Origin of the sequence: Sphingobacterium shayense (assembly GCF_013179575.1) — a bacterium.
Taxonomy (GTDB): domain Bacteria; phylum Bacteroidota; class Bacteroidia; order Sphingobacteriales; family Sphingobacteriaceae; genus Sphingobacterium; species Sphingobacterium shayense.
This window is the reverse complement of record NZ_JABMCQ010000167.1, coordinates 1-9,170: the sequence shown is the minus strand read 5'-3', so window position 1 is coordinate 9,170 and position 9,170 is coordinate 1. Positions and strand designations below refer to the sequence as shown.

Sequence of the window (9,170 nt, the reverse complement as noted above, 5' to 3'; positions counted from 1 at the left end):
GCCTTTAGTATACGGCACGATGTTCTACCGAGTTTTGGTACTGTATGGCATTATCACCCCGAGATTGAACTTCATTATCTCATCAAAGGCGAAGGTGTTCGTTTTATCGGTGATAATATCAGTAGTTTCCGACAGGGCGAGATGGTTTTGCTAGGCTCAAACCTTCCCCACACCTGGAAGTGTGAGAACACCCTGGAAAGTCAAAACTATGTAGAGGCAATGGTGGTTCACTTCCATCCGGAATGTTTGGGTAAGGAGTTTCTAGACATATCAGAAACCCAAGGAATCAATAGAATAATCGGTATGGCTAAAAATGGGCTAATTATCGAAGGAGAGTCTAAGAAAAAAATACGTGATCTTTTGCTTGAAATGAAAGCAAGCGATGGGCTTTTAAAAATAATAACTCTACTTCGCATATTCCAGGTGCTACTAGAGGGAGATGATTATCATCCTATATCGAACAGCGTGGGCTTTTCCAAACTTAACAAACTTGATGAAGAACGCGTTGATAAAATTGTTTCCTACACATTCAACCACTTTAAAGCAAAGATATCTATTGAGGATGTAGCTGGTCTCAGCAATCTGAGCGTAACTTCCTTTTGTCGATATTTTAAGATGATCACCAACAAATCCTACTTTGATTTCCTTACGGAGGTCCGGCTAAATCATGCCTGCCGGCTAATCTTAGATAGTAAGATGACAATGGAAAATATTGCCGTGGATAGCGGCTTTGACAACACATCTAACTTTTACCGGCATTTTAAGATATCGAAAAACTGCACACCAAAGCAATATAAAAACCAATTTCGATAGTTTTTCTTGAAACTATAAAAGCTAAATTACAACACCAATTTTTACAATATCTCGAAAGGGAAATAGGCTGTTAAGAACTCAGGTCTGACACCTACCCAAACTTAAAAAAGAAAGATCAATCAAAAAATAACCGCTCCTTCACCACTTACGAGTACAGAACTAGCAGCGATTTAATAAATTGCCCAATATTTTTATTTGGTTTGCAGATTGAATACAGTTCCAGCGGGATCAGTAATCCAATGCATGTTTTCAGGAAGTTCTTCAATTTCATCACAGGTTTCCACACCATTTAGCCGTAAATAGTTTGTAGCTCCCTCTACATCGGGGACGGTAAGTTGCAACCAGGTTTCTGAATGTGTATAATTGTCGACGCAATCTAACCAGATAATATTACTACCAAACTTTACCTCGTGTGTTCTAGAAACTGTTGGGTTTTTAATAGGTTTTTCTTCGACTTCCAATTTCAAAATATCTCTATAAAAGGCAACCGTTTCCTCGTATTTCTTTTTAGGTATTTTTATAGCTATGTTAACTCCGGCTTCAAATTTTGCTTCCAAATTGCTTTCTAAATTCATTTCGTAATCTGATTAAACGTATAGTTGTTGTTTTTTTAAATATAGATGGTATTTATTTTTTGAAGCTTGTCCCATGGCAAGAAATTACCATCAAGATCTAATCCTTATCAATAGGAACGTCCAAGCTGGCCCCGGGGTCACCCTGATCCTTCATCCAAGCCGAAAGCCGCTTCGTCATCCCTTTTATATCTTTTTTGTAGCGACCATCGTCGGCTATATTTTTCAACTCATAAGGGTCCTGTTGCAAATCATAAAACTCCACTGAAGGACGTTTTGCTATACGCTGGGTTAGGAATCTCGCCTGTTCATCGGTCTCGGCCTTATTTAACCACGATGTATACGCTAGATTAGGTTTGTTCGGGTTCATCATATACTTGATATAATAATTACTATCCGCGTTTAGATTCAGTATCAACTTATACCTTTCATTACGAATGCTTCTTATTGCATAAGCAGGCCCTTCTGGACGGTTGTTATGTATACCAAATGCGAAACGTCGAAAAGTTACGCTTTGACCCTCAATGACCGAAAGAAAACTTTTTCCGTCAAGACCCTCAATCGCTTCTCCGCCAGCTAACGCAATAAGTGTCGGCGTGATGTCTTCGTATTGAACAATAGCGTCTGTTTCCCCAGAGGCGGCAATGCCTTCTGGCCATCTTATCAGCATCGAACTGCGCTGTCCGTTATCATATAGAGTCCATTTACCTCCAGGAAACTGAGGACCCTGTTCGCCCAGAAACATAACAATGGTATTGTCTAACTGTCCTTGGCTTTCCAAAAGTTTCAATATATCACCAACCTGATTATCCAACCGGCGAACTTCAGCAAGATATTTTGCAAAATGCTTACGCGTGAGTTCGGTGTCTACCCAATGTGGTGGCAAGATTAATTTTCCGGGATCAAATTCGCTAGGGTCCCCCACGGTCCACGGTGCATGCGGATTTACGCTCATCACAAAAAGACAGTACGGATGATTTTTATTTTTGACGAAAGCGGCTATACTATCCAAAAAATATTCATCAGTTGTCGCGACGCAATTTTTTTCGAAACCGGGCACAATCTGGAAAGGAAAGATTTCCTTCGGCCTTGTCACATGATCCTTTCCCGTCAACCCTACTCGGTAATCTAGGTTCTGTAGATAGTGTGCCACGCTCTTCAACCCCTTGTATACCGGCTTATGGTTCTGATAAGCGCCGTGCCTTGCAGGATATAAACCGGTAAATAACGATGCGCGGGTGGGTACGCACATTGCCTCTGATGCTATCAAGTTGTTAAATTTCAATCCCTCGGTAGCCAAACGATCAATGTGCGTAGTTTGCAGATTCTTCCCGCCGTAACAACTCAATTGTCGGCTATCTAAATCGTCGGCCATAATCACAATAATATTTGGCCGGTCGCCAGAACCGGTTAACCCTGAATGCTTTTGTGAAAAGGTTGCTGTTGCCACCAACATCTGCGAAAAAAAAGGCAAATATAATAGGAAATAATTAACAATTAATTTTGTTTTCATCTTTCTGTAGTGCTTTTTTAAGGTATAATCTATAATACGAAACTGACCCAATATTAATAGAACTCCTACGTTACACGCACGGCACTTTTCGTTTATAAAATACTATGAGCGTTTTGTTTAAGAATAATACAACACCGCATGCCAATTCCCTCAGTTCCACTATCAAATATATTTACTATTTCTCAGACTTTGCATTAACATTTTTCTTCAAAAGGAATTTTATTTTCTTGTGTTTTGATCGTGTATAATTGAAAACAATATTTTTTATATTTTTGTTAATCGTGTAAATAGGCTTCTGTGGTAATTAATATATAGCGCTCAATTACAAAAAGTTCCGTTATGAAAAAACCGAATAATCAAAACCTTATAAACATCATTCTTATCTTAGTGCTGATAATAGCAATTTTCATTCTTGGGTATAACGTTGGCTATAATCTTACAAAAGCATTGAAATAACAATGAGCTAAAGTAACGGCCCCCGATATACTACCTACATCTACGCGATAGGCGAACCGGTTTAACCGCTTTTGAATAAAAAAACTAGATACCTACCGGGATCTAGTTTTATAAATGCTTAGCGCTTCTTAATCAAGGGCTAAATCTTCTAAAGGGTTATTTTACGATATGGTATCTACGTTGTTGCATAGATTACGGTAGTCAACTTTTGTATTCACATCAGTGCCGTTTAAGTATTCTTCAACATTTGTATAACCATCACCATCGGCATCGAGTGCGCCATCTTTAGGGTTTTTGGGGTCAAGTCCATGTTTGAGTTCCCATGCATCAGGCATACCGTCCCCATCTGAATCGACAGGCACCTCTGACTCTTGGTAAGTTAAATTAGGATATCCACCCACCTCTGAAATATCTTTAATGATACCCGTTGCTGTTGTCGTCTTCCCATTGCGAACCATTTCAACAACGCGTTCATCAACAGAATCGCGTTTGGGAAGCGTCGCTCCTGCCTTGTCCAAAACAGAGTTAAAGACATCCTCAGCTGCCTGATGTGGTGCTACAGGCCAACCCTCGAACGGTGTATTTACGCGAGCAAGTTCTTTTCTTGAATTTGAAGAACCATCACTTCCCCCGTCTTTGATAACCATCCCCGACCAGTTGTTATTGGTCAGATCTTTGTTATCATGCATGACGTTGCCGGCAACATACCATTTACCGGGACGATCCTCAGCCTTTGGATACCACCCTCCTTCTTTCCATGCACTGCCCGGCGAATACATACTGCGCTGTTCGATGCGTGCAAATACTGAACGAATATTATCTTTAGTTGCCGGTCCAGGCTTGAAATAGTTGTTTATAAGGTTAATCCTCGAAGTTTCATCACCTCCATCGATGGACCGGTGCCCCCAATTGAAAATAACATTATAACGGAAATCAAACGGCCCAGACATGCCTATAGACGGGTTACGTGCCGTATTACTTGCGAAAAGATTATGATGAAAAGTAGAAGGGTCACCGCCCCAAGTTCCACCAAAGGCATGCCCTTTAGCATCCAGAGCTTCACTGGAAATCGTCCATTGAATCGTACTGTTTTCGACCGGATCCTTGATTTGTGTACTTCCATCTAGTGAAGGACGCATATGCCGGTACAGCGAAATATTTTCATCCATCCCCCAACTGGTCGAGCAATGATCAATAATAATGTGGTGATGCGGATTTCCGCCTATATTATCATCTCCTTGACCGCCCACCGGTACACCGCGACGCACCCGCAAGTGTCGAATAATAACATTATGCGTATTAATATTCAATGTCCCGGCTATACAAATACCATCTCCTGGCGCCGATTGACCGGCAATGGTAATATCAGGATCGTTAATATTTAAATCACCATTTACCTTCAGCGTCCCCGCAACTCGAAAAACTACAATACGTGGTCCTTTGGTTTCTAAAGCAGCCCGCAGACTCCCCGGACCACTATCATTTAAGTTGGTAACTGCCAAAACAGCTCCCCCGCGTCCGCCGGTCGTAAACATCCCTCCTCCCCACGCACCTGGAAATGCAGGAATCGCTCCCTCGGGTAGGCGTGGCGGATGTGGGGGGATCTGCCCCACTTCCGGCTGTATTATTGTCCCATTGTTCTCTTGTGCATTTGTTGCGATACTCGAGCATAAAGTGCCTAGCAACAATATGCTTGCAGTCGACATGTGAAAGGATCTTTTCATTTTTATTTATTTAATACAATTTTTCTTTTTTAAACAAATTCGTAATACAAGGTTACTGCGTAGCATTCATTATATAATCACACCACTAAGAGTGTTTACCGTACGTCGCATGCTGTCTCCGTCGTGATCAGATACAGTGAATTCAAAAGAACCCATACCAGCTCCAGAAGGTTTGAAAATCACTTTACCGTCGACAACCTCGACGGTACCGTTCACAATGTTTTCTATCTTAAAATTCGGCTCCTTTGTGAATCCCCGAGACAATTCTGATAAATCAACCTCTATTGCTTGTCCACTAGCAGCGCTGAAATGCGGCTTAGACATCCATTGCAGGTAATCGTCCAATACTGTAAAGCCATTGCGATCTACATCTTGATTCGTATCTGAAAAATCGCCTTTTGTCGAATGAATATTTGTGCCTTGTAATTTCTCCCACCAATCTGGCAGTCCGTCGTGATCGCTATCCCAATTCGCAGCTCTACTAACCTCCGTATAATTTTCGTATCCACCTACGTCATTTTGATGATCAGGAAAACCGGGTTTTCCGGAAATGCTACCTCTGGAAGAATAGGTGCTATCTAGGGTTTCCTGTACTATCCGTTGATCATGTTTGTCCAGCCTTGGCTGCGTGTTCCCCACGTCCGATAAAACCATTTTATAAGCCAGCCGCGCACTATGTGTCGTTACTTTTGGTTCAAAAAAAGGCTGCTCTACGAAGGTCTCATAGGAGCTGGTATCGCCGTTGGAATATCTAGCCTTTCTACCTTTGTCCTGTCGCTGTTCGTCGAAGTGACCGGGCATGACATTTCCTTGAAAGAAGCAACGTTGAGTTCCTTTTCCCACGTTCTCGTGATCGCCGATAAATGCATAGAATTGAGTTGTTCCTGCCCCAGGCTTATAATAATTGTTTACGAAGTTTACTTCATGAGCGCCGCCATCAGTAGCCCGGGAACCCCAATTGTAGACAACATTATTGCGAATATCCAGTTTACCGGTATAAAAACCGTCACCATTAAGTCCTCCAGCTAAACTCCAGTTTCGACCGTAGCAATGCGCCAAAAGATTATGGTGGAAGCTTCCGATTTCACCGCCGATACTTGCTCCAAATCCATGCATCTTACCTTTCTCGTACTTGGAATGCCCGGCCGTATTCAACGCTTCCGAAATAAGCGTTCGCTGTAAGGTTATGTTTTTTGCTCCTCTTGAACTAAAGCCTTCATCGATTGTCCAGCTAATTGAACAATGATCAACGATGCTAAAATTAGCACCTGTTAGTCCCATACCATCCGCAGTTTTGCCAGCCCCCAAACGCACACGCAGATTTTGAACAATAAGGTCATTTCCGGTAAAACCAAACGGACTACTGATAATGCATATCCCGTCGCCAGGCGCTGTCTGTCCAGCAATCGTTACATACGGCTGGTTCAATACTAACCTAGATTTGAGTTCGATAATCCCCGAAACGTTAAACACAATAGTCCTTGGTCCTATCGGGTTTTCAACGGCCTCTCGCAAACTCCCAGGACCACTATCGTTTAAATTGGTCACCTCAACGACCACACCCCCTCGTCCACCACGTGCATACCGGCCGTATCCCTCCGCTTCCGGAAAGGCAAGCTGCGCCGGCCTGAAATACCAGACCTGACCTTTAGTTTTTCCTTCACCAATAATTTCGTCTATCCGCCAATAATAGGTGTCCATACTGTAAACGTCCATAAGCGCAAAACGAGTTAATTTTTGAGTTCCGCGAAACTCCGGTGAAGCAGGCGTTGCATCTGCAACAGCCGCAGAGTCTGTACCAACATACACCTCATGGCGATTAGCCCCCAGGGCACCCTTCCAGGTAAGTTCAATCGTACCGTCAACATGCTCAACATGCTCATCCGCATTTCTCGGATAGGAAGAATGAGCGAGCATCGTCACATCCGCTGTATTAATCTCAATGGCATTTATAATTAAGTCCCTTGTCACTTTCTCCGACTGATCACCAGCTTCAAAAATGATCACAGCATCTTCGCCTCTAGAGACCTGCAAGTGCGTATAGACAGTTGCTGCATCTGTTTTTTTTAGCGCCCTTACACTTGGAGTAATTTTTTGTTGCTCCCCGCCGTGGGAAACAATAATTGAGCTAAATATATTTCCAACGGGGCTATGCGGTATATTATGATAGGTTAACAGGGTATTCTCGCCTTCTGGTAATCCACTAATACGCATTTCGATTTTTCCGGCAGGATCGCTGTCCTTTAAAGTTAGTCCGTCCGATATCAAGCGAGCAAAACTCGGTGACCCCATGCCGGCTTTATACCATTCGGAAACCAGTTCACCGGCTGCAGAACCTATTTTAGTGAACGTTATCTTGATTCCATTTACGGTATAGCTATCAGAGATACCTTGTTTGATCTGCCAAGGCAGATATCCTGTCTCATTTGTTTCAGCGATCTTCCTACTACTCTCGTCAAGATCTATTTTGATCACTGGTTTACTCTGGCAGATTCCGGTACCTGTACTCATTAAGCATAACAAAACAAAGCAACTGAAGAAGGGATATATTCTTATTTTTGAACGCGATTTTTTAATAGTCATTTTACGTATTTTTCTTTTGATTCGGTTCATCTTTTAATTTGGTTTGTCAAAGATAGACGCTAATGATGATCGCTGGATATATAATATTAACCAAAAAATGTAGGATTTAACCTTTTCTAAGCGGTCCTCTCGAATGCGCAGTCGTTGTCTTAAACCGCACTTTATAGAACTTTTTTCGTGTTTTCTAATACAGAAATTGTGTAGCATAATGAGAAATTGTACTTTTGCACTACTCAATGAAAAGAACAATAAAAATATCATCTCCAGTTACTCCGCCTTGATCCTAGGCTAAAACGGTTCCGATTTCCAGTATTAATTTATTGGATGATTTACTACATCCGAAGACTCAGTTCTGGTACTATTATATCTTATATCACATACGTTTATGCAGAAGATCATAAATCTGTTTGATTTCAAACAGAAAATCAATTATAAAAACGAAATATTAGCAGGTTTAACGGTTGCGATGACCATGATCCCCGAATCGTTATCCTTTGCTATTCTAGCTGGGCTATCACCTTTAACAGGACTTTACGCGGCATTTTTAATGGGGCTTGTAACGGCCATTCTAGGCGGACGTCCGGGGATGGTTTCCGGCGGAGCCGGCGCAACAGTAGTCGTATTGATCGCACTGGCTTCCTCACACGGCGTGGAATATCTTTTTGCGGCTGTTGTCTTAGCTGGAGTTTTGCAGCTACTCGTTGGCGTTTTCAAGTTAGGTAAGTTTGTTCGTCTGATACCACATCCCGTCATGTATGGTTTTTTAAATGGCCTTGCCGTCATCATTTTTATGGCACAAGTGGCTCAATTTAAAATTGTTCAGAACGGGGTTGCGACCTGGATGCAGGGGCCGGCACTTTACTTAATGGCTGGATTGACGTTACTTACTATTGCTATTGTATTTCTCTTGCCTAAATTAACTAAGGCTGTCCCAGCTTCCCTTGTAGCCATATTGGTGGTATTTGGAATCGTTTATTTCTTTAATTTGGAGACAAAGAAGGTCATTGATATTGCCTCTGTAAGCGGTTCTCTACCATCATTTCATATACCACAGATTCCTTTCAATATGGAAACATTACAAATCATCTTTCCTTACGCAATTGTAATGGCCGGCGTTGGATTGATAGAAAGCCTTTTGACGCTGAATATGGTTGATGAAATAACGAACACTAAAGGACAGTCTAATCGCGAGGCTGCAGCGCAGGGTATTGCCAATATTACCAACGGTTTCTTCGGCGGAATGGGTGGTTGTGCGATGGTCGCCCAAACGCTAGTGAACATCAGCGCCGGCGCTAGAGCCAGACTTTCAGCCATTATCGGGGCGTTAACCATATTATTGATCATTTTAGTAGGCGGGCCTGTAATCGAACAAATTCCTATGGCCGCTTTAGTTGGTGTAATGATGATGGTAGCCATCGGAACGTTTGAATGGGTAAGTTTCAGAATTATCAATAAAATGCCGCGTCATGATATTTTCGTGGGTATGCTGGTGGCTGTAATTACAGTGTT

Annotated in this window: 6 protein-coding genes; 2 read left to right on the top strand and 4 right to left on the bottom strand. The window is 42.2% G+C overall.

Going from position 1 to position 9,170, the window contains the following annotated elements; all coding sequences use genetic code 11:
* A partial coding sequence (locus HP439_RS15760) for an AraC family transcriptional regulator (protein ID WP_172391295.1) occupies window positions 1–813 on the top strand: 813 nt, incomplete at its 5' end.
* A gap of 191 nt (window positions 814–1,004) precedes the next feature.
* Here HP439_RS15760 and HP439_RS15755 read toward each other — a convergent pair.
* From HP439_RS15755 to HP439_RS15740, 4 genes are all read right to left on the bottom strand, one after another.
* On the bottom strand, window positions 1,005–1,388 hold the full coding sequence (locus HP439_RS15755) for a VOC family protein (protein WP_216657877.1): 384 nt from the start codon (window positions 1,386–1,388) through the stop codon (window positions 1,005–1,007).
* Between the two features lie 97 nt (window positions 1,389–1,485).
* Window positions 1,486–2,898 (bottom strand): sulfatase family protein, encoded by a 1,413-nt coding sequence (locus tag HP439_RS15750; protein ID WP_172391294.1) that lies wholly within the window; start codon window positions 2,896–2,898, stop codon window positions 1,486–1,488.
* A 617-nt stretch (window positions 2,899–3,515) separates the two neighbouring features.
* Window positions 3,516–5,078 carry a polysaccharide lyase gene (locus HP439_RS15745; protein WP_172391293.1) on the bottom strand — a complete coding sequence of 521 codons (1,563 nt, stop codon included), beginning with the start codon at window positions 5,076–5,078 and terminating at the stop codon, window positions 3,516–3,518.
* 69 nt (window positions 5,079–5,147) lie between these two features.
* Window positions 5,148–7,589, bottom strand: a complete 2,442-nt coding sequence (locus tag HP439_RS15740) for a T9SS C-terminal target domain-containing protein (RefSeq protein ID WP_246229388.1) — start codon at window positions 7,587–7,589, stop codon at window positions 5,148–5,150.
* Window positions 7,590–8,046: 457 nt separating this feature from the next.
* Here HP439_RS15740 and HP439_RS15735 point away from each other — a divergent pair.
* On the top strand, window positions 8,047–9,170 hold a 1,124-nt coding region (locus HP439_RS15735), incomplete at its 3' end, for a SulP family inorganic anion transporter (protein ID WP_172391291.1).